Consider the following 26,995-nt stretch of genomic DNA (forward strand, 5'->3'; position numbering starts at 1 on the left):
GGTGAGGACCCTGCCTCGCCCCCGGCGGTCCCGGGGGCGAGGCGACTCAGCGTCCCAGCTCCTCGCGCACCGCGGCGAGCAGGCTGGCCAGCCGGACGTTGTCGGGCAGGTCCTCGACGAGCACCGCCTCGCCCGAGCCGTCCGCCAGGGGCATCTTCCAGTTCGGGTACTCCAGGTCGGTGCCCGGCTGGTTCTGGGTGCGCCGCTCCCCGACGCCGTCGACGAGGGCGACGCCCACAAGCGCTGAGGGGGTGCGCACGACGTAGCGGTGGAGGGCCTCGACCACCTGCCGCTCGGAGGGGTCGTCCTCGAGGAGCCCGTGCTCGCGCAGGCGGGTCATCATGCGCTCGCGCTCGACGCGGGCCTCGGCGCGCACCTGCTCGACGGGCTCGGTCAGGAGCCCGAGGCGCTCGCGCAGGGCGACGTGCTCGTCGGCGAGGTAGCCCGCGGTGGGCGGCAGGTCGTGGGTGTTGACGGTGGACAGGGCGAGGTGGCGGTAGGCGCCGGGCTGGAGTGGCCAGCCGTCGCCCTGCTTCTCGAACCACAGCACCGAGGTGCCCAGGACCCCGCGGCTGGCGAGGTAGTCACGGGCCCAGGGCTCGACCGTTCCGAGGTCCTCACCGATGATGACCGCGCCCGCGCGCTGGGCCTCGAGGAGCAGGACGCCGACCATGGCCTCGTGGTCGTAGCGCACGTAGGCGCCCTCGGAGGCCCCCATGCCCTCGGGGATCCACCACAGGCGGAACAGGCCGATGACGTGGTCGACCCGCAGCGCGCCGGCGTGCCGCAGGACGGTGCGCACCATGTCGCGCAACGGGGCGTACGCGCTGTGCGCCAGGCGCACCGGGCTCCACGGCGGCTGGGACCAGTTCTGACCGAGCTGGTTGTACATGTCCGGCGGCGCGCCGACCTTGATGCCCGTGGCGAAGGCCTCGGGGTTGGACCACACGTCGGCCCCGTAGGCGTGGACGCCCACGGCCAGGTCGTCCATGACCCCCAGCGACATCCCCGAGGCCTTGGCCTCGGCCTGGGCACGCCCGAGCTGTTCGTCGACGACCCACTGCAGCCAGGCGTAGAAGTCGATGCGCTCGGACAAGGAGCGCGCCTCGTTGGCCACGAAGGCGCTCGAGGCGTCCTTGAGGGTCTCGGGCCAGTCCTTGAGGGGACCGTGCTTCTCGGTCAGGGCGCACCACAGGGCGAAGCGCTCCAGGCCCTCGCCCTGCTCGGCGCGGAAGCGCTCGAAGGACCGCTGCCGCGAGCGCGGGCGCCCGGCGGCGAAGACGACCTCAAGGGCCTCGCGCTTGGCCTTCCAGGCGGCGTCGCGGTCGATGGGCTCGGTGGACTCGTTGGAGGCGGCGACCTCCTCGTGGGCCCACTGCACAAGGGATCGGCGCGGCCCGGACAGGCGGGCGACCTCGGGGATCGCCTCGGGGCGGATGTAGATCGGGTTGACGAACCGGCGCGTGACCGGAAGGTAGGGCGAGGGCGTCATCTCCCCGGCGGGCTCGGCCGCGTGCAGCGGGTTGATGAGCAGGAAGTCGGCGCCCTGGTCTCCCAGGAAGCTGACGAGCTCGGCGAGGTCGTCGGCGTCCCCGATGCCCCAGGAGGAGCGGGAGCGCACCGAGTACAGCTGCGCCATGACGCCCCAGCCGCGCCTGCCCAGGGAGGCCGGCAGCTCGAGGCGGTCGGGTGTCACCGCCAGAGAGGCCTCGTCGGTGAAGGCCGGACGCACCGCGCTCTGGCCGATCTCGGCGACGAGCCGGTGCCACCCCAGAGGCAGGTCGGCCGGCAGGAGGAAGGTCGCGCGCCCGGTGAGCACGCCGTCGACGGTGCGCGCGGGGGTCCAGTCGTCGGACTGGGACAGGAGCCTGCGGGTGCCGTCCTCGAGCTCGACGTGGACGTGCGCCGCCGCGCCGTCGGGCAGGTGGACGGGTACGGGCGTCGTGCGACCCGCGCGCACGACGACCGTGGGGGGGCAGGGTGTGGCGCCACGGGGAGAGGTCGACGTCGCGCAGCGAGGCCTCGATCTGCTCGTCGGTGGCGGCCTGGACGCCCAGGGCCTCCAGGACGGCCACGAGGGTCGCCCTGGACGGTGCCGCCCGGTTGCCGTGGTAGTCCCAGTACTCGGTGGAGACCCCGTGTGCTTCGGCGAGCCTCCTCAGGTGCTCGCTGGCGGGCTCGGGTGCGGCGGTGGACTCGGTCATGACAGGGGTTCAGCCTTACGCTCGGTCGCGCGTACGCGAGGGGCTCCCCCGTGGGGCCGGGGTCGCTCGGAACGGTGGTCGGTGTGCCCTCCCGTGTCCTGGTCCGGCGCGGCGTTGCGGTCGGCCTTGCAGGTCGGGCACGTTGTTTCTGCAAGGGTTTCACACGTGGGTGACGGATGCCAGCCGGCGGGGGCGTGTCCCGGGATCGTCCTCACGGAGATCGCGGCTCCTGCACGGGCAGGCACGGGCGAGCACGGTGGGCGCCTCCCCTGGCGCGCGACCACCGGGGGCGCGCCAGGGTCAGTCGAGCTCGGCGATCTCGGTGGCGAGCGTGTCGGCGACAGGGCCGACGACCACCTGGACGACGCGCCCCGAACGCACGACACCGAAGGCGCCTGTGGCGCGCAGCGCCCGCTCGTCGACCTTCTCCTGATCGACGACCTCGACGCGCAGGCGGGTGATACAGGGCTCGAGGTCCGTGATGTTGTCCCGCCCGCCCAGTCCGGCGACGATGTCTGCTGCGATGCTCATATGCGCTCCTCGTGTCCTGGTGAGGCCCTGCGTGCACCGCCCCCGGCGGGACGCGCGCAGCAGCCGTCGGTTCCGTGTTCGAGGTCACTTTATCCCAGATCATCGACCGCAGCGAAGCGCGGGGGCCCGCGCCGGGACCGGGTCCGCACCGGGGCGCGGACCGGGCAACAGCGGAGCCAGGATCGGATTGATGTCAATCGTCATTCATCCGAGGGCGGAAAGGTGACCTGGAACGCTGTCGGCGTGCAGAATGGGGCGTGACACCCGTCTCCATCGACGTTGAGGAGCCCCGCATGGCCACGCCCGACGCAACCCCTACTTCCCTGTCCGGTATCGGTGTGAGCCCGGGCCTGGTCGCGGGCCCGGTGGCCCGCATGGCCCCGGGGATCACCGAGCCCCCCATCGAGCTGCTCGACGCGTCCAGCGACCTGGACAAGGAGTGCGAGCGGGTCGCCGCCGCCGCCCAGACCGTCAAGAAGGGCCTCGAGCTCTCGGCGGCCGAGGCCAAGGGTGAGGGCCGCGTCCTGCTGGAGACCACCGCGCAGATGGCGGCGGACCCGACGCTGACCTCGACGGCGCAGGCCATGATCCGTGAGCGCCGTCTGGTCCCCGAGCGCGCCGTGTGGGAGTCCGCCGGCACCCTGGCCTCGATGCTCGAGTCCCTGGGCGGGTACATGGCCGAGCGCACGCGGGACGTGGCCGACGTGCGCGACCGCATCGTCGCGGTGCTCACCGACTCCCCCATGCCCGGGATCCCCCGGCTGCCCGAGCCCTTCGTGCTCGTGGCCGAGGACCTGGCGCCTGCCGACACCGCCCTGCTCGACCCCGAGAAGGTCGTCGCCTTCATCACCTCCGAGGGCGGGCCCACCTCCCACACCGCCATCCTGGCGCGCGCCCTGGGCATGCCCGCGATCGTGGGCACGGGCCAGGAGGTCACCGACCAGCTCTCCGACGGCGACATCGTCCTGGTCGACGGGACCAAGGGGACGATCACCATCGACCCGAGCGAGGACCAGCTGCGCCGTGCGCGGGAGCTGGCCAACAGGGTGCGCGTGTTCAACGGGGACGGCGCCACGAAGGACGGTCACGAGGTCCAGCTCCTGGCCAACGTCGGGGACGCCGCGGGGGCCCGCACGGCCGCCGAGGCCGGCGCCATGGGCGTGGGGCTGTTCCGCACGGAGTTCTGCTTCCTCGACCAGCCCGACGAGCCCACCGTCGAGGCCCAGGTCAAGGCCTACCGCGGGGTGCTCGAGGCCTTCCCGGGCAAGAAGGTCGTCGTGCGCACCCTGGACGCAGGGGCCGACAAGCCGCTGCCCTTCCTCACCGACGCCACCGAGGCCAACCCGGCGCTGGGCGTGCGCGCCTACCGCACGACCCGCCGTGACCCCGACGTCCTCGACCACCAGCTCGAGGCGCTGGCCCAGGCCGAGGCCCAGACCGAGGCCAAGGTGTGGGTCATGGCGCCGATGATCTCCACCGCCGAGGAGGCCAAGGCCTTCACCGACAAGGCCCGCACCTACGGCCTCCAGACCGCGGGGATGATGATCGAGGTCCCCTCTGCGGCGCTGATGGCCGACAAGATGTTCGAGCACGCCGACTTCGCCTCGATCGGCACCAACGACCTCACGCAGTACGTCATGGCCGCCGACCGGCTCCTGTCCTCCCTGGCCGACCTGTCGACGGCCTGGCAGCCCGCCGTCCTGCGGCTCATCCAGCAGGCCTGCCAGGGGGCCGCCCCGCACGGGCGCCCGGTGGGTGTGTGCGGTGAGGCGGCTGCGGACCCGGCCCTGGCCTGCGTCCTGGTCGGGCTGGGCGTGGCCAGCCTCTCGATGACTTCGCGTGCCCTGCCCGACGTCGACGCCGTCCTCAAGTCGGTCGACTTCGCCGACTGCCAGCGCCTGGCGGAGATCGCCGTCGGCTCGGCGACGGCCGACGACGCACGCACTGCCGTGCGCGCCGAGCTGCCGATCCTCGAGGAGCTCGGTCTGTGACGACCCCCTACCCCGTCCCCCTGGCCACGACCGAGCCCCTGGGCTCCGTCACACGGGTGCTGGCCCTGGCCGAGGGGGACGGGGAGGACGCGTTCACCGGCACCTCGCTGCCCCAGCTGGCCGGGCGCATCTACGGAGGCCAGGTCGTGGCCCAGGGACTGCTCGCCGCCGCCGCGACCCTGCCCGAGGCCGCGGACCCCGGGGCCCCGGTGCGCCTGCCGCACTCCGTGCACGCCTACTTCATGCGCGGCGGCCTGCCGGACTCACCGGTGGGTTTCGAGGTCGACCGGATGCATGACGGGCGGTCCTTCTCCCAGCGGCGCACGACCGCCTCGCAGGACGGCGCGCCGATCCTCACGATGGTCTCGTCCTTCCAGGTCACCCAGGAGGGGGCCGACGTCCAGGCCGAGGCCCCGGACGTGCCCGGTCCCGACGAGCTCGTGAGCGCCCTGGAGATCTTCCGCACGATCGACCACCCGGTGGCCCGCTTCCTGGGGCGCACCGCCGCCTTCGACCTGCGCCACGTCGAGGGCAACATCTTCCTGCGCCCGGGCGCCGAGGTCTCCGGCAGACAGCACCTGTGGGTGAGGTCGCGTGGGAAGGTGCCGGCCAGCGCCTCCCAGACCGTGCACCGCGCCCTGCTCACCTACGTGTGCGACCAGGTCATGCTCGAGCCCGCCCTGCGCAGCCAGGGCCTGTCGTGGCGGAGCAAGGGAATGAGCCTGGCCACGCTCGACCACGCCCAGTGGTTCCACCGCGACGTCGACGCCGGAGACTGGCTGCTCTTCGTCCAGGACTCTCCCTCCTCCCAGGGAGGGCGGTCGCTGGCGCGCACCGAGGTGTTCAGCTCCTCGGGCACCCTCGTGTCCACGATCGCCCAGGAGGGCATGATCCGCATGCCGACAGCCACGGCCTCCGGCACGGGCCGGTGGGCCGTGCGCCCCGGCGACGACCCCGCCTGAGGGCCCACCACCCCTCCCCGAGATCGGGACTAATGGCACACCGAGATCGGGACAAGTGACACACCGAGATCGCGGGATATGGCACACCCGGTCCCGCTCGGCTCAGTCGCCCGTGATCCGCTCCGCTCCAACACGCTCCATCGCCTCGGGAACCCGGGCAAGCCCGGTCCCGCTCGGCTCAGTCGCGCGTGATCCGCTCCGCTCCAACACGCTCCATCGCCTCGGGAACCCGGGCAAGCCCGGTCCCGCTCGGCTCAGTCGCGCGTGATCCGCTCCGCTCCAACACGCTCCATCGCCTCGGGAACCCGGGCAAGCCCGGTCCCGCTCGGCTCAGTCGCGTGTGAGCTTGCGGTAGGTGACGCGGTGGGGGCGGGCGGCCTCGGCGCCCAGGCGCTTGACCTTGTTCTCCTCGTAGGAGGCGAAGTTGCCCTCGAACCAGTACCAGTTCGCGGGGTTGTCCTCGGTGCCCTCCCAGGCCAGGATGTGGGTGGCGACCCGGTCGAGGAACCAGCGGTCGTGGGTGATGACGACGGCGCAGCCGGGGAACTCGAGCAGGGCCTTCTCGAGGCTGCCCAGGGTCTCGGTGTCCAGGTCGTTGGTGGGCTCGTCGAGCAGGATGAGGTTGCCGCCCTGCTTGAGGGTCAGGGCCAGATTGAGCCGGTTGCGCTCGCCGCCGGACAGGACGCCCGCGGGCTTCTGCTGGTCGGCGCCCTTGAAGCCGAAGGCGGCGACGTAGGCGCGCGAGGGCATCTCGACGTTGCCGACCGTGATGTAGTCCAGTCCGTCGGAGACGACCTCCCACAGGGTCTTCTTCGGGTCGATGCCGGCGCGGTCCTGGTCGACGTAGGACAGCTTGACGGTCTGGCCGACCTTGAGCTCTCCGCCGTCGAGCTCCTCAAGCCCGACAATCGTCTTGAACAGCGTCGTCTTGCCCACGCCGTTGGGGCCGACGATGCCCACGATGCCGTTGCGCGGCAGCGAGAAGGACAGCCCGTCGATGAGGGTGCGCCCGTCGAAGCCCTTGGACAGGTCGGTGGCCTCCAGGACGATGCCGCCCAGACGCGGGCCCGGCGGGATCTGGATCTCCTCGAAGTCGAGCTTGCGGGTGCGCTCGGCCTCGGCCGCCATCTCCTCGTATCGGGCCAGACGCGCCTTGGACTTGGCCTGACGGCCCTTGGCCGAGGAGCGCACCCACTCCAGCTCCTCCTTGAGGCGCTTGGCGAGCTTGGCGTCCTTCTTGCCCTGGACGGCCAGGCGCTTCTCCTTGGTCTCCAGGTAGGTCGAGTAGTTGCCCTCGTAGGGGTAGAGGTGCCCGCGGTCGACCTCGGCGATCCACTGGGCCACGTGATCGAGGAAGTAGCGGTCGTGGGTGACGGCGATGACGGCGCCGGCGTAGTTCTTCAGGTGCTGCTCGAGCCACAGGACCGACTCGGCGTCGAGGTGGTTGGTGGGCTCGTCGAGCAGGAGCAGGTCAGGGGCCTCCAGGAGCAGCTTGCACAGGGCGACCCGACGGCGCTCACCACCGGAGAGGTGACGCACCTGGGCGTCCGGCGGCGGGCAGCGCAGCGCGTCCATCGCCTGCTCCAGCTGGGAGTCGAGGTCCCACGCGTTCGCGGCGTCGATCTCGGTCTGGAGCGCACCCATCTCCTCCATGAGGGCGTCGAAGTCCGCGTCCGGGTCAGCCATCGCGGCGGAGATCTCGTTGAAGCGGTCGAGCTTGGCCTTGATCTCGGCCACGCCCTCCTCGACGTTGCCGAGCACGGTCTTGTCCTCGTTGAGCGGCGGCTCCTGCATGAGGATGCCGACCGTGTAGCCGGGGGTCAGGCGGGCCTCACCGTTGGAGGGCTGGTCCAGGCCCGCCATGATCTTGAGGATCGAGGACTTGCCGGCGCCGTTGGGACCGACCATGCCGATCTTCGCGCCCGGGTAGAACGCCATGGTCACGTCGTCGAGGATGACCTTGTCACCGTGCGCCTTGCGCGCCTTGATCATCTGGTAGATGTACTCAGCCACTGCTTCGCTGCGCCTTTCATCACGTGGGAGCGAGGTCCTGCGCGCAGGCCTTGCGGTCCCAGGTCCTGGGACGGCCGCGCGCACCGCGCCCCAGCCTAGGCGAGCACCGCCGGCTTGGCGACGGAGCGCGGGGTGACACGGTGCACGCCACCGGCCGTGCTCGCTCGGCTCAGTCCGTTCGCTCCGCTGAGTGAGCTCAGTCCTTGGACGCGTCCTGCCGCCTGCGCCAGCGGATACCGGCGTCAACCAGGCCGTCGATGTCGCCGTCGAAGACCGCCTCGGGGTTGCCGACCTCGTAGCCGGTGCGCAGGTCCTTGACCATCTGGTAGGGGTTGAGGACGTAGGAGCGCATCTGGTCGCCCCAGGAGGCCTTGACGTCGCCGGCAAGCTCCTTCTTCTTGGCGTCCTCCTCCTGCTGCTTGAGCAGCAGGAGGCGTGACTGGAGCACGCGCATCGCGGCGGCACGGTTCTGGATCTGGGACTTCTCGTCCTGCATCGAGACCACGAGGCCCGTGGGCAGGTGGGTGATGCGCACCGCCGAGTCGGTCGTGTTGACGCTCTGCCCGCCGGGGCCCGAGGAGCGGAAGACGTCGACGCGGATGTCGGTCTCGGGCACCTCGATGTGGTCGGTGGACTCGATGAGCGGGATGACCTCGACGGCGGCGAAGGAGGTCTGGCGCCGACCCTGGTTGTCGAAGGGGCTGATGCGCACGAGGCGGTGGGTGCCGCCCTCGACGCTCAGCGTGCCGTAGGCGTAGGGGGCGTGGACCTCGAAGGTCACCGACTTCAGCCCTGCCTCCTCGGCGTAGGAGGTGTTGAGGACCTTGACCGGGTAGGAGTGGCGCTCGGCCCAGCGGGTGTACATGCGCAGGAGCATCTCGGCGAAGTCGGCGGCGTCGACGCCCCCGGCGCCCGAGCGGATCGTGACCACCGCGTCACGCTGGTCGTACTCCCCCGACAGGAGCGTGCGGATCTCGAGGTCCGACAGGTCCTTGGAGATCCCCGCGAGGTCGGCCTCGGCCTCAGCGACCAGCTCGGCGGCGTCCTCGCCCGACTCCTCCCCGGCCATCTCGACCATCGTCTCGAGGTCCTCGATGCGCCGCCCCAGCTCCTCGACGCGCTTGAGATCGGCCTGGGCGTGGGACAGGGCCGAGGTGACCACCTGCGCGGCCTCGGGGTCGTCCCACAGGTCGGGGGCGGCCGCCTGGTCGGAGAGCTCGGCGATCCGCTCGCGCAGCGCCTCGGGGTCGGTCACCGCCGCGATGGAGGCGTAGGTGTGTCGGAGTCGCTCGATCTCTGCGGGAAAGTCTGTGGCCACGGGCCGAGTCTAGATGATCGGGCGCACGGCGCCGCGCCGCACCCGCGCCGGTGCCGGACCGTGCCCGGCCCTCAGGCGGTGAGGCCTCACCCGAGCTCGAGGGCACCGGCGTGGTCGACGAGCGCTCCGAGCACCGCACGCGCGGCGTGGCTCGGCTCGCTGCGCGTGGCGCGGTGACGCACGACGAGCTGGCGCGTGCCCAGCCCGGGCAGGCGCACGACGTCGACCCCGTCGGGCACGAATCCCGAGCGCACCGCCAGCTCGGGCATGAGCGCGTAGCCCATCCCGTGGCTGACCATCGCCAGGACGACGTCGTAGTCGTAGGCCACGTGCCGGGTCGACAGCGGGGTGCCGAGCTGGCGCGAGAGGCGGGTCAGGGCCGTGGAGCCGGCCGTGCTCGCCTCGAGGTCGATCCAGGTGGCGCGCACGAGGTCGGCCAGGGTCGAGGGCGAGGGGTGCTCGGGCGGGACGACGACGAGCCACGACTCATCGAGCAGCGGGACGTCGTTCATGGCCTGCGGCGAGGCAGGGGGGTCGTGGGAGTCGCGCTCGAGCAGGAGCAGGTCGAGCTCGCCGCGGCGCAGGCGGGCCAGGCCGGAGCGCTCGTCGACGACCTCCTCGACGACCAGCTCGAGCCCCGGGTGGTCGACCTCGAGGCTGACCACGAGCGGCAGGAGGAGGGCGCGCAGCGCCGTGGCGAAGCTGCCAACGAGGACCGTTCCGCTCGGGGCCGAGGAGTCGATGCTCGCCAGGGAGCGCCTCGCCGCGGTCAGCTCGGCCTCGATCCGCTCGGCGGCCTCGGCCAGGACCCGCCCGGCCTCGGTGAGCACCGCCCCGGTGGGCGTCCGGTCCAGGACCCGCACACCGGTCTCCCGCTCCAGGAGCTTGATCTGCTGGCTGATGGCCGAGGGAGTCAGCCGCAGCAGGTCCGAGGCGGCGACCACGCCCCCGGCGCGGTGGACGGCGAGTAGCACCCCGATACGGTGCGCCGAGATCTCCATACAGAAATCCTACATGGCCACTACAGATGTCTGCGATTGATCTTCACCAGTGTGAGGGTCCAAGATCGGGATCGTGAACAACGTCCTCGGTACCCTCATCTCGGCCGGCGGGTGGATCGGCGCCGCCGAGCTCCTCGCCGCCTACATCCTCGTGTCCAAGGGCAGGCTGGCCGGCGACTCGTTGCGGTACCAGGCCCTCAACATCTCGGCCTCCGTGCTGCTCCTGGTCAACTGCGCCTACACCGGCGCCTGGCCGAGCGCGATCGCCAACAGCTTCTACGTCCTGGTCGGGATCGTCATCCTGCTCACGGTCAAGCGTGCCTACATCACCCAGCTCGCCCGCCGACGTCGGTTCTCGGCCGCCGCCCGCCTCAGGGGCGATCGCGAGCTCGCGGCGTAGACGCGCCCCCGGCGCGCCGGCCGTGGGCGGAGGTCGTGGGCGGAGCCGGGCCGGGCGCCGCCCTGCTGGGCCGCCCTACTGGGTGGTTGCGACGCGGGCCGAGCCGGTGGCGGTGATCGTGAAGCCCTCGGAGGGGAGGATCCCCCAGGGCAGGAACGGAGGCCGGGACCGGGCGCTCAGGGTGACGACGGCGGTGCGGCCGTCAACCGCGGTGGCTGACACGATCCTCACCCCGGACAGGTCACTGGGCTGGGCGCTCAGGTCCCGTCCGGCCGTCTCGAGGACCCCGGGGTCAGTGAGGGTCCCGGGGCCACCGCTGCCGGCCTGCCCGTCGAAGTAGCCCGGGCCGTCGGCCGCGTCCGCCGCCGCCGCTGCTGCCGAGTCCGCCAGGGACGTGAGGTTCTTGAGGTCGAGGTAGACGGCGGTGGCTGAGGCGATGGTGAGCAGGAGGGCGAGCACGAGGGTGACCAGGCCGAGCCCGAGGATGAGAGTCTGCCCGTCCTCGGCGGCGGCGCACCGACGCACCCGGGGGCGCACCTGCCGTACCCGATCCCACAGCCTCCCCACCGCCCTCACTGCTCCTGCCCTGCAAGCGTGACGGAGCGCTCGGCGTCCAGGACGACGACGTCCCGCCCCACACCGACCGAGGACAGCACCGGCAGGTCGAGGGCCACCTCGACGCGCAGGAGCGCGGTCGTGCACGCCCCGTCCGAGCAGGTCACGCTCAGCGCCTCGTCGGGGTCGGCCTCGACCCTCTGGTCGGACAGGGCGAGCCCCACGGCGGTCCGGGCGTGGGTGAGGGCCTCCTCGCCTCTCTCGACCTCGAGGACCCGGCTGGCGGCGTCGGCCGCCGAGGCCACCGCGAAGGAGGCGGCCTGGACCTGTGCGAGGGTGACGATGAGGTAGAGCACCGGGACGACCAGGACGAGGGTCCAGCCGATGAACTCCACCGGGGCGTTGCCCTCCTCGGCCCCGGGTCGCCACGGGGGCCGGCTCACGGGTCGACCTCCTGGGCACCGACGAGCTCGGTCTCGTCGACGGCGTGCCCCGTGACCCGCAGGACTCCCCCGGGACCGAGGAGGCCGAGGACCGGCAGGGGCGCGGTCACCTCGACGGACACGACCGCCAGGCCCTCGACCCTGCGGTCGGTCACCCGCACGGTGTCGACGTATCCGTCGCTCAGGGCGGCGTCGACCAGGGCGCGCACGCGCTCCTCGGCCTCCGCCTCGGTGCCGCCCACGAGGGCCGCGCGCCGAGCCCCCTCCCCGGCCGCGTCGGTCAGGACGTTGCGCACGTGCATCGACAAGGTGAGCTGGAGCAACGCGAGGCTGACGGCCACGACGAGCACCCCGACGAGCACGAAGTCGACGGCCGCCGACCCCCGCTCGCCGCAGGCGCGGCGCTCAGATCGCACCTGTGACCTTGGCGATCGCGTCGGTGAAGACCTGGGTGAGGGTCGGGCCGGCCACCGCCCACAGCCCCACGACGAGGCCCGCGGTCATGAGGGTGACCAGGACCCAGCCCGGGACGTCACCGCGCTCATCACGCAGGCGGGTCGACCCGAGCACGCGCTGGACGCGGCGCCCGAGTCGGGACCGGTAGGAGGGCGTCGGGATCGTCGGGATCATCGTGGGCTCCTTCGGTGGGTGCGGACGAGGACTGCTGGACAGGACGGGGCGGGGCGTCATAGCCCCAGCCGCAGGACGAACAGGCCCGGGAAGAGGGCGAAGACGACGGTGACGGGCAGGACGAGGAAGACGACCGGGACCATCTGGGCGATCTCCCGGCGCCCGCCCTCCTCCATGAGCGCGCGCCGGGAGGCCTCCCGGGCGTCGGCGGCCTGGGAGCGCAGCACCTCGGCCAGCGGGGTGCCCCGTTCGAGGGCGACGGCGATGGCCTCGCACAGGCGGGTGACCTGGAGGGATCCGGCTCGTTCCTCGAGGTGGAGGAGGGCGGTGGTGAGCACGGTGCCGCTGCGCACGTCGGACAGGGTGTGGGCGAGCTCGTCGACGAGCTCGCCCCGTCCCAGCGCGACGACCCGCTCGATGGCGGCCACGGGCCCCTGCCCCGCCCCGACGACGAGGGCGAGCAGCTCGACGACGTCGGGAAGCTGGGCCTCGACGCGCTCACGGTGGCGCTCGACGGCGCGGCTGAGCCACCAGTCCCGGGCGGCGGCTCCGACCACCGCGGCCGTGAGGGCCGCGAGCGCCAGGAGGGGGACGGACACCGGCCGGGCCAGGGAGGCGAGCAGGCCACCGCCGACCGCCAGCCCGAGTCCGGCCACCGCCCACAGGAGCTGCTCGACGCGCAGCTCCTCGTAGGTGAGCCGGGACCCGGACCGGGCGAGCCGACGGCGCACCGAGTCCGAGGACGAGCCCAGGGACTCCAGGACGGAGGCCAGGTGGGTGACCGTCCCGAGCAGGACGGCCGAGACGGTGCGCCCCTGGGCGCCCGGGTCGGTGGCGCCCAGGAGCCCTGAGGTCCGGGGGCGCTGGTGGACGTAGGGCTCGACCCGGGCCATGAGGGTGGGGCGGCGGCCACGGAAGGCGGCGGCGAGCACGAGCAGGCCGCAGGCGGCCAGCAGGCCGGCGCCGGCTCCCAGGAGCGTGGGGCTGATCATCGGGCTCATCGCAGCACCCTGTCCTCCTCGGGCAGCCTGCCCAGGCGGAGCATGAGGCGGTAGGCGACGACGCTCGTGACCGCCCCGACGAGCAGGACGAGCGCCCCGGCGGTCGTGGCGTAGGCCGCCGCGGCCTGGGGGCGGGTGGACAGCAGCGCGAGGACCAGCCAGGGGGCGGCCACCGCGACCCGGGCGCCGTTGACCGTCCAGGACTGGCGCGCCTCGAGCTCACCGCGGGTGCGCAGGTCCTCGCGCAGCATGCGCGACAGGCTGCGCAGGAGGGCGCCCAGGTCGGATCCGCCGACCTCGTGGGCCAGGCGCAGGGCCTCGACGATCCGGTCGGCCACGGGGTCGGCGAATCGCGCCTTGAGCCGGTCAAGGGCCAGGTCGAAGCGGGCGGTGGTCGCGTAGTCCACGGCGAAGGCCCGCAGCTCCTCGCGCACCGCCTCGGGGCCGCGCTCGGCGAGGTTGGCCAGCGCCTCGGGCAGGCTCATTCCGGCGCGCACCCCTGACACTAGGGTGTCGATGGCCTCGGGCCAGACCTCGCGCAGGCTGGTCCGCCGGGCCCTGGCCCGAGAGGACACGGCCGCGAAGGGGGCGCCTGCCGCGATGGTGCCGAAGGCGATGGCGATGGACCACGCCCCGGAGGCGCCGAGGAAGCCCAGGGCGACGACGAGACCGAGCACGAGGCTGCCGGCGACGAACACGGCGGGGCTCGTGCGCCCGACACCGGCCTGGACGAGCAGGTCGGACAGGCGGCGCTGGCGCTCCGAGCGCCAGGCGGGCGGGTCGGTCGTGGCGGCCAGCCACAGGAGCACGAGACCGGTGCCGGCGAACAGCCCTGCGACGGCGCCCATCAGGAGCCCTCCCCCGTGCGGGCCCGCAGGGCGGGGGCGCGCCTGTCGGCGAGCAGGGCGGCGAGGTCGTGCCCGGCACGGGCGAAGCGCGCAGGGTCTGGCGGCATGCCCGGGCCGCGCACGAGCCGGTCGGCGCCGTCGCGGTGGAAGACGTCGGACAGCTCGATCACCCCGTTCTCGACCCTGCCGGACAGGGCGGCGATCTCACGGACCCGGCGCCGCCCCGTGGAGTCGAGGTCGAGGTGGACGACGAGGTCGACGGCGGCGGCGACGGTGGGCACGACGAAGGCCGCTGAGACGTTCTCACCGGCCAGCAGCGGCAGGGTGCAGATCTTGACGACCGCCTCCCGGGCGGAGTTGGCGTGGAGGGTGGACATCGAGGGCAGGCCGGAGTTCATGGCGATGAGCAGGTCGAGCGCCTCGGCCTCCCTGACCTCCCCGATGAGGAGGCGGTCCGGACGCATGCGCATGGCCTCCTTGACCAGGCGACGCAGGTTGATCTCGCCCACGCCCTCGAGGTTGGCGGGACGGGTCTGCATGGCCACGCAGTCCCGGTTGCGCAGGCTCAGCTCGAAGACCTCCTCGCAGGTGATGACCCGCTGGCCCGCGGGGACGGCTCCTGCCAGCGCCCGCACCATCGTCGTCTTGCCCGCCTGCGTGGCGCCGGAGACGAGGATGTTGAGCCCGGCCTGGACCGAGGCGTCGAGGAAGGCCCCGGCGCGCTCGGTCAGGGAGCCCATGCGCACGAGGTCGGCGGTGCGCTGGGCCCGGGCGGTGTGCTTGCGGATGTTGACCGCCCAGTGGCGCGAGGTGATCGGCGGGATGACGACGTGGAGCCGCTCACCTCCGGGCAGCTGTGCGTCGACGAAGGGGCTCGACAGGTCCAGGCGCCGGCCCGAGGCCCGCAGCATCCGCTCGACCAGCACCCGCAGGTCCTCGTCCTCCAGGATCGTCGTGGTCAGCTCGGGGCGGCCGGAGCGTGCCACGAAGACCCGCCCGGGGGCGTTGCACCAGACCTCCTCGATGGAGTCGTCGTCGAGGTAGGGCTGGAGGGGGCCCAGGCCGGCCAGGGAGTCGACGACCTCGGCGCCCACGGCGTCGGGGTCGACCAGGGGCGGGACGAGCCCGGCGTCGGCCCGGCGCAGATAGTCCCCGGACGCCTCGGCCACGAGCGCCTCGAGGGCGGCGGTGTCGTGGAGGGGGTCGACGCCGCGACGTCGCACGAGCTCGCGGACCTCGTCGCGCAGGAGGGTGGGTGCGTCCATGTCGGACCTCGTCGGGCTCAGGGATCGGACTGTCCCGCGACCGCGGGCGGGCCCGGGCACGGGATGGCGCCCACCAGGACGTGACCGGCGCCACGTGGGAAAGACTAGATCACGATGCGGTCGCGGTGCCAACTCACGCACGAGACCTGTGGAAAACGTGTCTCATTACCCGCCGGGCCGTCCCATGCCCGCCCGCCCCCGCGCTGTCCGGCGCCGCACTGCCACGGGCCCAGGCGGACAGAGCGCACCCAGGCCCTTCCCATGAGGACCGTCGGGCCTCATCATGGTGGCTCGCGACACAGGAGCCGCGAGCCCTTCCCGGGGGCCGTCAGGACGGATCCCCGGTGCGGCGCACCGGCCGGGCGCGACCACGGCCAGGACCCGACACACGTCAAGGCCAGGACCCGACACACGTCAAGGCCAGGACCCGACACACGTCAAGGAGGACGCATGACCGCGACGACCCCCCAGCACCCCACGGCGCCCGAGGAGGCGAGGCGCACGGCGCAGGCCCCACAGGCCCCACAGGCCCCGCAGGCCCCACAGGCCCCGGAGGGCACTGAGATGATCCACCCGGGACCCCAGGTCCTCGACAAGGCGTGGGTGGCGGACTGGAAGGAGCAGGAGGAGCGGGCCGGGGCCGACCTCGAGGGCTACTGGGCCCGGCGTGCCGCAGAGCTGGAGTGGTCCGAGCCCTGGACCGCCGTGCTGGAGGACTCCGAGGCGCCCTTCTACCGCTGGTTCGTGGGAGGACGGACCAACATCGTCACCAACGCGGTCGACCGCCACCTGACCAACGCCCACCGCAACAAGCTGGCCCTCATCTGGGTGGGTGAGGACGTCGAGCAGGTCCGCACCTTCTCCTACTTCGACCTGGGCATCGAGGTCGAGCGGATGGCCAACGTGCTCAAGGCGATGGGCGTGGGCAAGGGGGACGTCGTCACGATCTACCTGCCGCGCATCCCCGAGGTCTTCTTCGCCATGCTCGCCTGCGCCAAGCTCGGCGCGGTGCACTCGGTGGTCTTCGCCGGCTACTCCTCCGAGGCCCTGGGGGCGCGTATCGACGACTCGGAGTCCAAGGTGGTCATCACCGCCGACGGCTCGTGGGTCAACGGCAAGGTCTTCCCCCTCAAGCGGATCGTCGACGAGGCGGTGCGCTTCTCCCCTACCGTCCAGAACGTCATCGTCGTGCGCAACACCGGCAGCGAGGTCGTCATGGACCCGATCCGCGACCACTGGTACCACGAGCTGTGCAAGCTGCCCATCGCCAAGGGCCGCTGCGAGACCGTCCAGGTCGACGCCGAGGACCCCCTGTTCATCCTCTACACCTCGGGCTCGACCGGCCGCCCCAAGGCGATCCTCCATTCCCACGGCGGCTACATGGTGGGCACCTACGTCACCCTCCACGACTGCTTCGACATCCACGACGAGGACCGGTGGTGGTGCACCTCGGACCCGGGCTGGATCACCGGGCACAGCTACCTCGTCTACGGTCCCCTGCTCAACGGCGCGACCGTGTTCATGTACGAGGGCAACCCGACCTTCCCCTACCCCGACCGCTGGTGGAACCTCATCGAGCGCTACGGGATCACCTCCTTCTACACGGCCCCCACCGCGATCCGCACCCTCATGCGCTTCGGCGAGGCGTGGGTCCGGCGCCACGACCTGTCGAGCCTGCGGCTGCTGGGCAGCGTCGGCGAGCCCCTCAACCCGGAGGCCTGGCGCTGGTTCCACCACGTCGTGGGCGCCGACCGCTGCCCGATCATCGACACGTGGTGGCAGACCGAGACCGGCATGTTCCAGATCACGACCGTGCCCTCGATGCCGCAGAAGCCGGGGGCCGCCGGGCGCCCCGTCTTCGGGCAGGAGGCCGCCGTCGTCGACGAGGAGGGGCGGGAGGTGCCCGACGGCGTCGAGGGCCACCTCGTGCTCAAGCGGCCGTGGCCGGCGATGATGCGCACGCTCTACCGCGACCCGCAGCGCTACGTCGACACCTACTGGAGCCGCTACCCGGGGATGTACCTGACCGGGGACTCGGCCAAGCGCGACGCCGACGGCTGGTTCTGGATCATCGGGCGGACCGACGACGTCATCAAGGTCTCCGGGCACCGCCTGGGCACCGCGGAGATCGAGTCGGCTCTCGTGTCCCACCCGGCGGTGGCCGAGGCCGCCGCGATCGGCCTGCCCCACGAGGTCAAGGGCCACGCGGTCCACGTGGCGGTCATCCTGGCCACGGGTGTCGAGCCCTCGCGCCAGCTCGAGGCCGAGCTGCGTCAGCACGTGGCCGCGACCCTGTCGCCGATCGCCAAGCCCGAGTCCTTCGACTTCCCCGAGTCCCTGCCCAAGACACGTTCGGGCAAGATCCTGCGCCGGGTGCTGCGCGCCCGGGCGCTGGGTCAGGACGAGGGCGACCTGTCGACCCTCGACGGCGACTGACCCCGAGATCGGGACTAATGGCACACCGAGATCGGGACATCTGACACACCGAGATCGGGACTAATGACACCTCGAGATCGGGACATCTGGCACACCGGCGCACTCCCACCCCGCAGGGGACCCTCATGACGCCGCCCGGCCTCCACCACGGGGCCGGGCGGCGCAGCCTCGAGCGTCACCCGGCCCCGGCCGCCCGTGTGCCCCGGTCTCCGGGGAGGCAATCCAGCACCACAGTGCTGTGATTCTCATTACACTCTGGTCATGAGAATCGCGCTCGCCAGTGACCACGCAGGATTCGCGCTCAAGCGGGAGATCGCCGGCTGGCTGGAGTCCCAGGGGCACAGCACCGAGGACTTCGGCGCCCCCGGGACCGATCCGGCCGACCTGTCCGACCACGTCTACCCGGCCGCCCTGGCGGTGGCCACGGGCCGCGCGGACCGGGGGGTGTTCGTCGACGGCGTGGGCTACGGGTCCGCCCTCATCGCCAACCGGATCCGCGGCGTGACGGCCGTGGTCTGCCAGGACCCGTTCTGTGGCCGCCTGGCCCGGGAGCACACCGACTCCAACGTCCTGTGCCTGGGCGGCAAGATCATCGGCTCGGCCATCGCCCTGGAGGTCGTGCGGGTGTGGATGACCACGGAGTTCCTCGACGAGCCCAAGTACCGCGCGCGGGTGGCCAAGGTCGAGCAGATCTCCCAGCGCCACCTCGTGGCGCTGGAGGACCTGGACCTGGGCCTGTCCTGACGGCGGGTCCTGGGGCGCGGGAGTGTGACCCGGGCCCCGGGCTCGCCTACGGTTGAGCCATGTCGCAGCCACCGACCGGACCGACCGACACCTCGCCGCAGGAGGCGTCCTCCCCTGAGGCGGCTCAGGAGCCGGCGGCGCGGGTGCCCGCGCGCTCGCCGCTGGCGCTGGCCGCGATGGCCGCCGTGGCGGTGCCGGGGCTGGATCCCGCACGCCTCGCCCTGCCCCAGACCGAGTCCCCGACGCTCAGGGTCGTCGGGGTCGTCGACACCCAGGGGCGTCACTGGGAGGTCCTCGAGGCCCGCGACGACGCGACGGGGGCGGATCTCGACGCCGAGGCCGAGGTGCTCAGGCGCATCGGCAGGGTGGTCGACGACGGAAGGCTGTCCTTCGACGTGCCGCGCCCCGCGGGCACGCTGCGCTCGGAGGGCCGCCACGTCCAGGTGCGCTCCCACCTGGCGGGAAGGCCGGTGGACGTTGACGCCCTGCGCCCCGGGCCGGGGCTGTCGGCGGGGGTGGGCAAGGCCCTCGGCGAGCTGCACGAGCTGCCCGTCTCGGTGGTCTCGGAGGCGGGCCTGCCGGTCTATGACGCCCAGGACGTGCGCGGCAGGTGGCTCGGCCTGCTCGACGACGCCGCCGCCACCGGCAGGGTCCCTCCGGCTCTGCTGGCCAGGTGGGAGGCGGCCCTGGAGGACACGAGCCTGTGGCGCTTCCGTCCGGTGGTCGTCCACGGTGACCTCGACGCGGAGAACATCCTGACCGCAGGTGGCGCGGTCGTGGGGATGCTCGGTCTGAGCCAGGCCCATGTGGGCGACCCGGCCGAGGACATGGCCTGGGTGTACTCCTCGGTGCCGGTCGACAGCCTGGACTCCATCGAGGGCGCCTACGACATGGCTCGGGCCGAGGGTGTCGACAAGCACCTGCGCGACCGTGCCGAGCTGGTCAGCGAGCTGAGCCTGGCGCGCTGGCTGCTGCACGGGGTGCGCTCGGAGCAGGAGGAGGTCGTCGAGGACGCGGTGGCGATGCTCCGTGACCTGGCCGACCAGGTGGGTGACGAGCCGCTGGTCGAGCGTCGTGAGCCCCGGCTGGCGCCGGTGCCCGGGGAGCGGGTGGCCGCGAGCCCCTCGGCTGCGACGAGCGAGGTCAAGATGGTTGTCGTACGCGACGAGGACGACGCCGAGGACCCGGGTGGCTCGGGCCGCCCGGCAGGCCCGGTCGATGCTGCCGGCTCGGGCAGGTCACCAAGCTCGGGCAGGTCGGCCGGGTCGGCAACCTCGGGCAGGTCGGCCGGGTCGGCTGGCTCGGGCGGTTCGGCGGATGCTGCCGGCTCGGCTGACGCCGCCGGTGGCCAGGAGGCCGGCGAGGCGCGCCGGACGGACGGTGAGCGCGGCCCTGAGGGCGGTGGGGTCATCGGCTTCCCCACGCAGGGCGCCTGAGCGTCCTGCTGCCCGCTGGGGCGGGGACCGCGCGGGGTCGCACGCGGTGGTCGGGGTCCGTCATCCGTTCTCGAGGCGGAGCAGGGCCTCGATCTGGTCGAGGCTGAGCAGGGCCTCGGCCCTCAGCTCGTCGACCTGCCCGCCCGGGGGGTCGACGTAGACGTAGGCGGCGCGCACGGCCTGGGTGCCCACCCCGTGGGCGGCCGCCCAGGCGTGGACGTAGACGCTCAGCTGGTCGACGGGGACGCGGCGGCGGCCGGTCTTCCAGTCGACGATGAGCCAGGTGGAGGTCGCCGGGTTCCAGAAGACGGCGTCGAGGCGGCAGCGCAGGGTCGTGCCGGCCAGGGTCAGCTCGAGCTCGGTCTCGGTGTCGGTCAGGACGTGCCCGGCCAGGAGGGGCAGCTCCTCGGCAGTGGTCAGCCACCGCTCGACGCGGTCGCGGTCGCGTCGTGACAGGGAGTCGGGCACGCCCGCCTCGGTGAGGCTGATGAGCTCGCCCTGCTCGGCCAGGCGCGTGGCGAGGGCCTCGTGGAAGACGGTGCCCAGGCGTCCGGCGGCGCGGGGCTGGGGCGGCAGCGGTCGGCGCAGGTCGAGGGCGAAGCGGTCGGGGTCGGCGCGCAGGTCGTCGACCTTGGTCGCGGCGAGGTGGTCGGGCAGGACGACCGTGGGTCGCTCGGCGCGTCGGCGGGCACGCTCGGCCAGGAGGAGCTCGGTCTCCTCGCGCCAGCGAGCCACGAGGGGGTCGGTCGGGCCGGGAGGTGGGGCGCCCTCGCCGGCCTGGGGGCGGGGACCGCCCACCTGGCCCGGACCGTCCGACACCTGAGTGTCGTCGGGACCGGTCGCGTCGGTGTCGTCGGGACCGGTCGCGTCCCGGGGCGCGGCCGTCCCGGTGGGCGGCCGGTGAGCCTGCCCCGGCAGGTGCGCGCTGGCCTGGCTCACGGCCCTGGCGGCGGCCCGCCGTGCCCTGGTCATGTCGTCCTGCGGGTCGGGCGGGGGCCAGGTGGCGGTCAGGCTGTGCCCGGCCAGGGGGTTGGCGGCCTCGGGGTCGAGGTCGGTCAGACCGGGACCGAGGGGGCTGAGCAGGTCGCGGCGCCACAGCTCGGCCAGGAACCTGGACATGGGCCGAGGCTTGGTCGCGGTGCCGGTCAGGTGGCTGCCGGTCAGAAGGACCTCGTGGCGGGCGCGGGTGATGGCGACGTAGGCCAGGCGCCGCTCCTCGGCCAGGCCGTGGCGGCCCAGGGCGAGCCGGTAGTCGGCCAGGGCGACCTTGACCTCCTCCTTGTCCACGTTCGGCGGCTCGAGGGCGCCGATCTCGAAGGGCGGCAGGGTGGCGGCATCCGAGCGCATCGGGTGGGGGAACTCGTCGAGCCTCGTCATCCACGAGGAGTCCGAGACGCTGAGGTCGGACCTGGGTTCGGTGCTGTAGCTCGGGAAGCTCTTCTCGCTCAGTCCCACGACGGCCACGGCGTCCCACTCGAGTCCCTTGGCGGCGTGGACGGTCAGGAGCTGGACGGCTCCCGGCTCGGGCTCGACGACGGGGGCGTCAAGCCCGTTCTCCTGGTCGGCTGCGACGTCGAGCCAGGTGAGGAAGCCGACGACGGTGGCGTCGGGGACGTCGGCGGCGTACTGCTCGGCGATGGTGCGCAGGGCGTCCAGAGCGCGCCGTCCCATCGGGTTGCCGACCCGTGCGGCAACCTCGACGTCGAGCCCGAGGGCCTGCTCGGCCAGGACGAGGACGTCGGGCAGGGCCAGGGTGAGGGCCCCTCGGACGCGCCGGACGGCCCGGGCGATCCGGTCGACGGCCCGGGCGCCCGCAGGAGAGAGCCCCTCGACGGCCCTGGGCTGGCCGCCCCTGGGGCGCTGTGCTGGTCCCGTGGTGCCTGCGGCGTCCCGGGCGGCGTCGGCATGGCGGGCGACGGCGTCGACGGCCTCGGCCAGCAGGGGGGTGTCCTCACGGGCTCCGGCTCCGGGCTCCCCGGACCGGTCGGACGCGGTCCGGGCTCCGGCGGGTCCAGCCGGACCGGCAGCTTCTGCGGGTCCGGTGGGTCCGGCATGTCCGGCAGCTTCTGCGGGTCCGGCCTCGGGCTCCTGCGCACGGGCGGGGGTGCGCGCGCCGCCGCGGGCCAGGGTGCGGGCGTGGGCGCTCAGTGCGCGCAGGTCGGTGGCCCCCAGGCCCGCCCCGGTGAGCAGGCGCATGAGTCGGTCTCCGCGCTCGGGGTCGGCGGCGACGGTGACCAGGGCACGGACGTCGGCGACCTCGGGGACGGTGAGCATGCCGCCCAGTCCGACGATCTCGTAGGGGATGCCTCGGGCCTCGAGGGCCTGGGCGAGGACGGGGAAGGCGGAGCGCACGCGTGCCAGGACGGCGAGCTCGGCGTCGGGCCGCCAGCGCTCGGCCATGAAGTCGGCGACGACCTCGGCCTCGGCGAGCGGGTCGGAGGTGAAGGCGGCGTGGACCTGGCCGCGGGCCACGCCCGCCTCGGCGGGGCGGGGGCGCAGGGGCTCGACGGGGATGTGGGTGACCTGGGCGTCCCCGGGGGCGGGGACGTGGTGGCGCAGGGGTGCGGAGACGACGTTGGCGGCCTCGAGGACGGCCAGGTCGTTGCGCCAGGCGGTGGACAGGGGCAGGACGGGGGTGGCCTGGCGGGGGTCGGCGCCGGCGTCGAGGGCGGCGGTCCCGGCGGGGTTGAAGTGGGTGTGGAAGGAGTCGAGCGCTCCGGCAGAGGCGCCGCGCCACCCGTAGATCGCCTGGTTGGGGTCGCCGACCGCGGTGACCCCGGAGCCGGCGAAGAGGGCCGACAGGAGGCGGACCTGGGCCACGGAGGTGTCCTGGAACTCGTCGAGGAGGACCGCGGGGTACTGGGCGCGGACCTGGGCGGCGGCCTCGGGGACGTTCTCGGCGATGCGGCAGGCCAGGGCGATCTGGTCCCCGAAGGTGATGAGCGCGTGGGAGCGCTTGCGCTCCTGGAAGGCGGCGACCGCCTCGAGCATGCCCAGGCGCTCGGCGGTCCGGGCGGGTGCCTGTCCGAGTGCGGTCTTCAGGCCCCGCACGGCGGCCAGGCCCTCGAACAGGGCGGTGAGGTCCTCCAGGTCGCGGGCGGCCTGCTCGATGGTCAGGAGGTTCTCGGACAGGGCGGCGTCGAGGCGCAGGACGGCTGCCACGGCGCTGCTCAGGGTCTGGACGGGAAGGGGGTCGGTGCGGGCCTGAACGATCTCGGAGGCGATCTGCCAGGCCCGGGCCTCGGTGATGAGGGTGGCCTCGGGGTCGATGCCGATCCGCAGGCCGTGGTCGCGCACGAGGGAGGCGGCGAAGGAGTTGTAGGTGGCGATGGTCGGCTCGGGGGCGTCCGGGTCGGCCTCGAGCACGCCAGTTGAGCCGAGGGCCTCGAGGCGGGCACTGACCCGTTGGGCGAGCTCGGCGGTGGCCTTGCGGGTGAAGGTCAGGCCCAGGACCTGGTCGGGCCGCACGGCTCCGCGGGCGACGAGGTGGACGACCCGTTGGCTCATCGTGGCGGTCTTGCCGCTGCCTGCACCGGCCACGACGAGCAGCGGGCTGAGCCGGTGGGCGATGACCCGGGCCTGCTCGTCGGTGGGGGCGTGCAGGCCGAGGGCGGAGGCGAGCTCCTGGGGTGTGGGTGCGGTGCTCATCGGTGTGCGCTCCGTCCTTCGGGGACCGCCGGGCAGGAGTCCTTGACCTCGCAGTGCGTGCAGTGCGGGCCGGTGCGTGCCTCCAGGAGGGGGCCGCAGGCGCTGACCGCGGCCGCGGCGAGGAGCTCGGCGGCCCAGTCCTGGCCGGTGTCCGGGTCGGGGCTGGGGGCGAGGGCGGCACCGGAGGGCTCGAGGCTGGCGCCGGGGTCGGTGCGGGTGGGGTTCTTGCCCAGGAGGACGAGTCCGGCCCCGGCGACCTGGCGTCCCTGGGCCTCCAGGGCCAGCCGGTAGGTGGCGAGCTGGGGATGGTGGGCGGGGTCGGTGGGCTTCCTGGCGCCGGTCTTGAGGTCGATGACGCGCACGCGCTGGGGTCCGTCTGCGGGGGCGTCGAGGTGCTCGATACGGTCGACGCGCCCGTGGACCCGGACCTGGAGGCGGGTACCGGTGCCGTCCTGGGGGTCGTGTCCAGCGGGGTCACCGGTGTCGTCGCCAGCGGGGTCGCGGGGGGCGGCGTCTCCCTGGGCCGGGCGGGGCAGGTCGAGCAGGACGTCGACGGGCTGCTCGACCTCGACGTCGCCGGGCACGGAGGCGAGGTAGGCGTCCAGGCGCCGGACCATCTCGCGGGCCCGTTCGGTTGCCTGGCGCCCGAGCCAGGTGTCGGGGTAGGCGAGCTCGGGCAGGCGCTGCTCGAGGCGGTCCATAAGGGCCTGTCCGCGCAGGCCCTCTCGCTGGGCCTCCTCGGCCAGGGCGTGGATGAGGACCCCGAGTCCCTGGGCGGGGCTGGGGCCGGAGTCCGCGCCCTGCCTGCGCAGGAACCACTGCAGGGGGCAGGTCGTCAGGGCCTCGACGTCGGAGGGGCTGACTCGCACGGGCGCGGTCGGGCCGACCAGGGGCGCGCAGGAGGTGGGGCCCTCCAGGCCCTGCCAGTCGCTGGGGTGCGCCCCGGGCACGCCTTCCTGGGCCAGGCGGGCCAGGAGCCCGGCGGCATGCTCGGCCCGGCGGCGCTCGGGGTCGGTGGCGCCGGGCAGGTGCCCGGTCACGGCGGCGTGGCGCAGCTCGCCGACCAGCCCGCGCAGGGTGAGGTCACCGACGTCGGGTGAGGTGAGGGGGGATCCGTCGGCGTCGGTGACGGGCAGGCCGGCGGCCTGGGCGATCTCGGCGTGGAAAGTGGAGGGGGCGGTGTCCTCGTCCGAGGCGGCGGTGACGATGAGGCGGCGGGAGGCCCGGGACAGGGCGGCCAGGAGCATGCGCCGTTCGTCGGCGCGCACCTGGGCGCGGGCGGCGGCGGAGTCCTTGAGTGCGGTGCGCAGCCCGGCGTCGTCGGTGGGCAGGCGGTCCATGACGGCCTCAACGAGCAGGCCGGAGCGGGTGATGGAGTCCCGCAGGCGCAGGTCGGGCCAGGCGTCGCGGTTGAGACCCATGACGGCCACGACCTCCCACTGGCAGCCGGCGGCTGCCGCGGGGGTGAGCACGGCGACGCCGGGTGGCCGCTGGCCCTGGGGCGCCACGGAGTCCGAGGGCAGGACCTCCTCGGCGAGCTCGGTGAGGAAGGCGCCGGCCGGGGAGCCGGGGTTGCGCTCGGACCACACCTCGGCGCGCTTGAACAGGGCGGTCACGACGTCGAGGTCCCGTTCGGCGGCCTCGGCCAGGACGGGGTCGGTGTGCTCGCCGGTCCCGCCTCCGCCCAGGGCCAGGGCTCGCCACCGGGTAGCGCAGCCGGAGGCCTCCCAGGCGGCCCACAGGAGGGTCTCGATGTCGGTCGCCTGGTCCTCCGTGTGGTCGTCCGCCTGGTCCTCCGTGTGGTCGGTCTCGGGGCTGGGGACCTCCGGATCCTCGGGCACGGGTTCCTGCCCGGGCGCCGGCTCCTGCCCGGGTGCGGTTCCGTCCTGGGCCCCGGGCGGGGTGCCCAGTGCGGTTCGCAGGGCGTCGATGACGGTGGCGGCGCGTAGGAGGGCGGCGGCCTGTTCGGCCAGGGGCTGGCCGGTCAGTCGGTCGGCGAGGCCCTGGGCGGCGCTCGGGGAGGCCAGGGCCTCGAGGAGCTGGTGGTCGGCGCTCGGGGCGGTGGGGTCGTCGCCGCGCAGGCGCCTGCGCAGGCGTCTCAGGTCCAGGGCGGTCAGCCCGATGAGTGGGCTGGTGAGCAGGTTCAGGGCGGCGGGGCGCTCGGGGGGACGGCCGACCTGGCCGAGGCGTCCCTGGAGGGCGGCCCGGGCGACCTCGAGGAGGGCCGCGGCGGCGGGCTCGGCACGCAGGAGAACGGCCGGGGTGGAGGTGCCCAGGGGCACCCCGCGGCGGCGCAGCTCGCGTGAGACCCGCTGGAGGTGACCGGCGGAGCGCACGATGACGGCCATCTGCTCCCAGGGGGTGTCGTGGTGGATGTGCTCGGCGCGCAGGGCGCGGGCGACGTGGGCCGCCTCCTGGGCGGGGGTGGAGGCGATGACGGGCAGGACCCCGCTGGGGGCCGGTGAGGCGGGGGCGGACGGGGGCTCGGGCAGGCGGTGGCTCGCGGTTCCGGTGACGGGCAGGCGCTGTGCCTGGTCGGCCCAGACCGCGGCGAGGGCCGGGTTGCCTCGGTGGCTGGTGGTCAGGGTCAGGCGCTGGGCGGCCAGGCCGGAACGGTCCTCGGCCTCGACCAGGAGGCTGGGGGCGCCGCCGCGGAAGGTCTCGACTGCGACGTCGGGGTCGCCCAGGACGACGACCTGGGCCCGGTGGCCTGCGGCGTCGGGGGTGGCCAGGGCGGCCAGGAGCCTGGCGGTGGCGGCGGTGCAGTCCTGGTAGTCGTCGACCACGACGAGGTCGGGGACCGGGCGCGGCTCGGCCACGGCGTCGGCGTCCCAGGTGGCCAGGGCCTCGACGGCCCGGTCCTGGATGCGGGCGGTGTCGAGGCGGCGGGTCAGGGAGCGGGTGCCGGCGGTGGGGCGGCCCTGGGCGTCCCACAGGTGGAGGAGCGCTGCGGCGGGGCCCCAGACGGGCACGTCGAGGCTGCGGCCGAGCTCGGCCAGGGTCTGGGCGTCGACGTCGAGCTCGCCGGCGCGGGCCAGGAGGTTGCGCAGCTCGGAGCGGAAGGCGCGGGAGGCCACTGCCTCAGGGGGGAGGTCGGGCCACTGCTCGGGGCGGATGAGCGCGGCCAGTGCGGCGTCCTCCTCGGCGCCGGCGAGCAGGACGGGAGCAGGCAGGGGGTCGGGGCGCCGGGTCAGTGATGTGGTCAGGACGGTGAAGGCGAAGCCGGCGGGGGTGCGCACCCTCGGCGCTCCCCCACCGGCCCCGGCCTCGCGCAGGAGGTGGGCCGAGCGCTGACGGGCGGCGTCGGCGCGGGCACGGGTGGGGGCCAGCAGCAGGGCCTCGCGGCCGGCCGTCACGGCCTGGACGAGGAGGCGCAGGGCGAGGCTGGTCTTGCCGGTGCCCGGGGCGCCCAGGACGACGAGGTTGCCGCCCTGGGCGGAGCGCTTAAGGACCGCGCGGGCGGCGGCGTCGGGCTCGGGGAGCGGGGAGTGGGGCAGCGCCGGCAGGAGCCGGGGGGCGAGCGGGGCGCTGTCGTTGTCCATGGGGACATCTCACCACGGGGGTGAGAC

19 protein-coding genes and 1 pseudogene are annotated in these 26,995 nt (G+C 73.7%); 6 read left to right on the forward strand and 14 right to left on the reverse strand.

What is annotated here, in order from left to right:
- Positions 1-46 precede the first annotated feature (46 nt).
- Both malQ and EL245_RS04320 read right to left on the reverse strand, forming a co-directional pair.
- Positions 47-2,204 (reverse strand): annotated as a pseudogene (gene malQ, locus EL245_RS04315) (4-alpha-glucanotransferase).
- A gap of 300 nt (positions 2,205-2,504) precedes the next feature.
- Positions 2,505-2,735 (reverse strand): PTS transporter subunit EIIB, encoded by a 231-nt coding sequence (locus EL245_RS04320; protein WP_126382019.1) that lies wholly within the window; start codon positions 2,733-2,735, stop codon positions 2,505-2,507.
- A gap of 293 nt (positions 2,736-3,028) precedes the next feature.
- Between EL245_RS04320 and ptsP the strand changes: the two genes are divergently transcribed.
- On the forward strand, positions 3,029-4,726 hold the full coding sequence (gene ptsP / locus EL245_RS04325; RefSeq protein WP_126384023.1) for a phosphoenolpyruvate--protein phosphotransferase: 1,698 nt from the start codon (positions 3,029-3,031) through the stop codon (positions 4,724-4,726).
- Positions 4,723-5,688: an acyl-CoA thioesterase gene (locus EL245_RS04330; RefSeq protein ID WP_126382020.1), complete on the forward strand. Its 966-nt coding sequence runs from the start codon at positions 4,723-4,725 to the stop codon at positions 5,686-5,688. The genes ptsP and EL245_RS04330 overlap by 4 nt, the downstream gene beginning before the upstream one ends.
- Positions 5,689-6,018: 330 nt before the next feature.
- Here EL245_RS04330 and ettA read toward each other — a convergent pair whose 3' ends face one another.
- From ettA to EL245_RS04345, 3 genes are all read right to left on the reverse strand, one after another.
- Positions 6,019-7,701 (reverse strand): energy-dependent translational throttle protein EttA, encoded by a 1,683-nt coding sequence (gene ettA, locus EL245_RS04335; RefSeq protein ID WP_126382021.1) that lies wholly within the window; start codon positions 7,699-7,701, stop codon positions 6,019-6,021.
- A 196-nt stretch (positions 7,702-7,897) separates the two neighbouring features.
- The gene (gene prfB, locus EL245_RS04340) at positions 7,898-9,019 is read right to left on the reverse strand and encodes a peptide chain release factor 2 (protein ID WP_126382022.1); all 1,122 of its coding nucleotides are present in this window, start codon (positions 9,017-9,019) and stop codon (positions 7,898-7,900) included.
- 86 nt (positions 9,020-9,105) lie between these two features.
- The gene (locus tag EL245_RS04345) at positions 9,106-10,020 is read right to left on the reverse strand and encodes a LysR family transcriptional regulator (protein WP_126382023.1); all 915 of its coding nucleotides are present in this window, start codon (positions 10,018-10,020) and stop codon (positions 9,106-9,108) included.
- A 73-nt stretch (positions 10,021-10,093) separates the two neighbouring features.
- On the opposite strand from EL245_RS04345, the gene EL245_RS04350 reads away from it, so the two are divergent.
- On the forward strand, positions 10,094-10,420 hold the full coding sequence (locus EL245_RS04350) for a CBU_0592 family membrane protein (RefSeq protein ID WP_126382024.1): 327 nt from the start codon (positions 10,094-10,096) through the stop codon (positions 10,418-10,420).
- 75 nt (positions 10,421-10,495) lie between these two features.
- On the opposite strand, the gene EL245_RS04355 is transcribed toward EL245_RS04350, so the two are convergent.
- The 7 genes from EL245_RS04355 to EL245_RS04385 are packed head-to-tail and all read right to left on the reverse strand — an operon-like array spanning position 10,496 to position 15,162.
- Entirely contained in the window at positions 10,496-10,945 is a 450-nt protein-coding gene (locus tag EL245_RS04355; RefSeq protein WP_232009866.1) for a glycosyltransferase, read from the reverse strand.
- 47 nt (positions 10,946-10,992) lie between these two features.
- Positions 10,993-11,418, reverse strand: coding sequence for a peptidase T4 (locus tag EL245_RS04360; RefSeq protein ID WP_232009867.1), 426 nt, complete (start codon positions 11,416-11,418; stop codon positions 10,993-10,995).
- Complete coding sequence (locus EL245_RS04365; RefSeq protein ID WP_126382025.1) at positions 11,415-11,834, reverse strand: TadE/TadG family type IV pilus assembly protein; 420 nt, start codon at positions 11,832-11,834, stop codon at positions 11,415-11,417. Before EL245_RS04365 ends, EL245_RS04360 begins: the two co-directional genes overlap by 4 nt.
- Positions 11,824-12,048, reverse strand: coding sequence for an aldose epimerase family protein (locus tag EL245_RS04370; protein ID WP_126382026.1), 225 nt, complete (start codon positions 12,046-12,048; stop codon positions 11,824-11,826). The genes EL245_RS04365 and EL245_RS04370 overlap by 11 nt, the downstream gene beginning before the upstream one ends.
- Positions 12,049-12,104: 56 nt before the next feature.
- A complete protein-coding gene (locus tag EL245_RS04375) occupies positions 12,105-13,049 on the reverse strand; it encodes a type II secretion system F family protein (protein ID WP_126382027.1) in 945 nt (314 codons plus the stop codon).
- Complete coding sequence (locus EL245_RS04380) at positions 13,046-13,897, reverse strand: type II secretion system F family protein (protein ID WP_126382028.1); 852 nt, start codon at positions 13,895-13,897, stop codon at positions 13,046-13,048. Before EL245_RS04380 ends, EL245_RS04375 begins: the two co-directional genes overlap by 4 nt.
- Complete coding sequence (locus EL245_RS04385; protein ID WP_126382029.1) at positions 13,897-15,162, reverse strand: CpaF family protein; 1,266 nt, start codon at positions 15,160-15,162, stop codon at positions 13,897-13,899. The genes EL245_RS04380 and EL245_RS04385 overlap by 1 nt, the downstream gene beginning before the upstream one ends.
- 450 nt (positions 15,163-15,612) lie before the next feature.
- On the opposite strand from EL245_RS04385, the gene acs reads away from it, so the two are divergent.
- From acs to EL245_RS04400, 3 genes are all read left to right on the forward strand, one after another.
- Positions 15,613-17,598, forward strand: coding sequence for an acetate--CoA ligase (gene acs / locus EL245_RS04390; protein ID WP_232009868.1), 1,986 nt, complete (start codon positions 15,613-15,615; stop codon positions 17,596-17,598).
- Between the two features lie 261 nt (positions 17,599-17,859).
- Positions 17,860-18,342, forward strand: a complete 483-nt coding sequence (locus EL245_RS04395) for an RpiB/LacA/LacB family sugar-phosphate isomerase (protein WP_126382030.1) — start codon at positions 17,860-17,862, stop codon at positions 18,340-18,342.
- Positions 18,343-18,401: 59 nt separating this feature from the next.
- Positions 18,402-19,778 (forward strand): phosphotransferase, encoded by a 1,377-nt coding sequence (locus EL245_RS04400; protein WP_126382031.1) that lies wholly within the window; start codon positions 18,402-18,404, stop codon positions 19,776-19,778.
- A 60-nt stretch (positions 19,779-19,838) separates the two neighbouring features.
- On the opposite strand, the gene EL245_RS04405 is transcribed toward EL245_RS04400, so the two are convergent.
- The gene (locus tag EL245_RS04405; protein WP_126382032.1) at positions 19,839-23,426 is read right to left on the reverse strand and encodes an ATP-dependent DNA helicase; all 3,588 of its coding nucleotides are present in this window, start codon (positions 23,424-23,426) and stop codon (positions 19,839-19,841) included.
- A complete protein-coding gene (locus tag EL245_RS04410; RefSeq protein ID WP_126382033.1) occupies positions 23,423-26,968 on the reverse strand; it encodes a PD-(D/E)XK nuclease family protein in 3,546 nt (1,181 codons plus the stop codon). Before EL245_RS04410 ends, EL245_RS04405 begins: the two co-directional genes overlap by 4 nt.
- Between the last annotated feature and the right edge of the window lie 27 nt (positions 26,969-26,995).

Origin of the sequence: Actinomyces howellii (assembly GCF_900637165.1) — a bacterium.
Taxonomy (GTDB): Bacteria; Actinomycetota; Actinomycetes; order Actinomycetales; family Actinomycetaceae; genus Actinomyces; species Actinomyces howellii.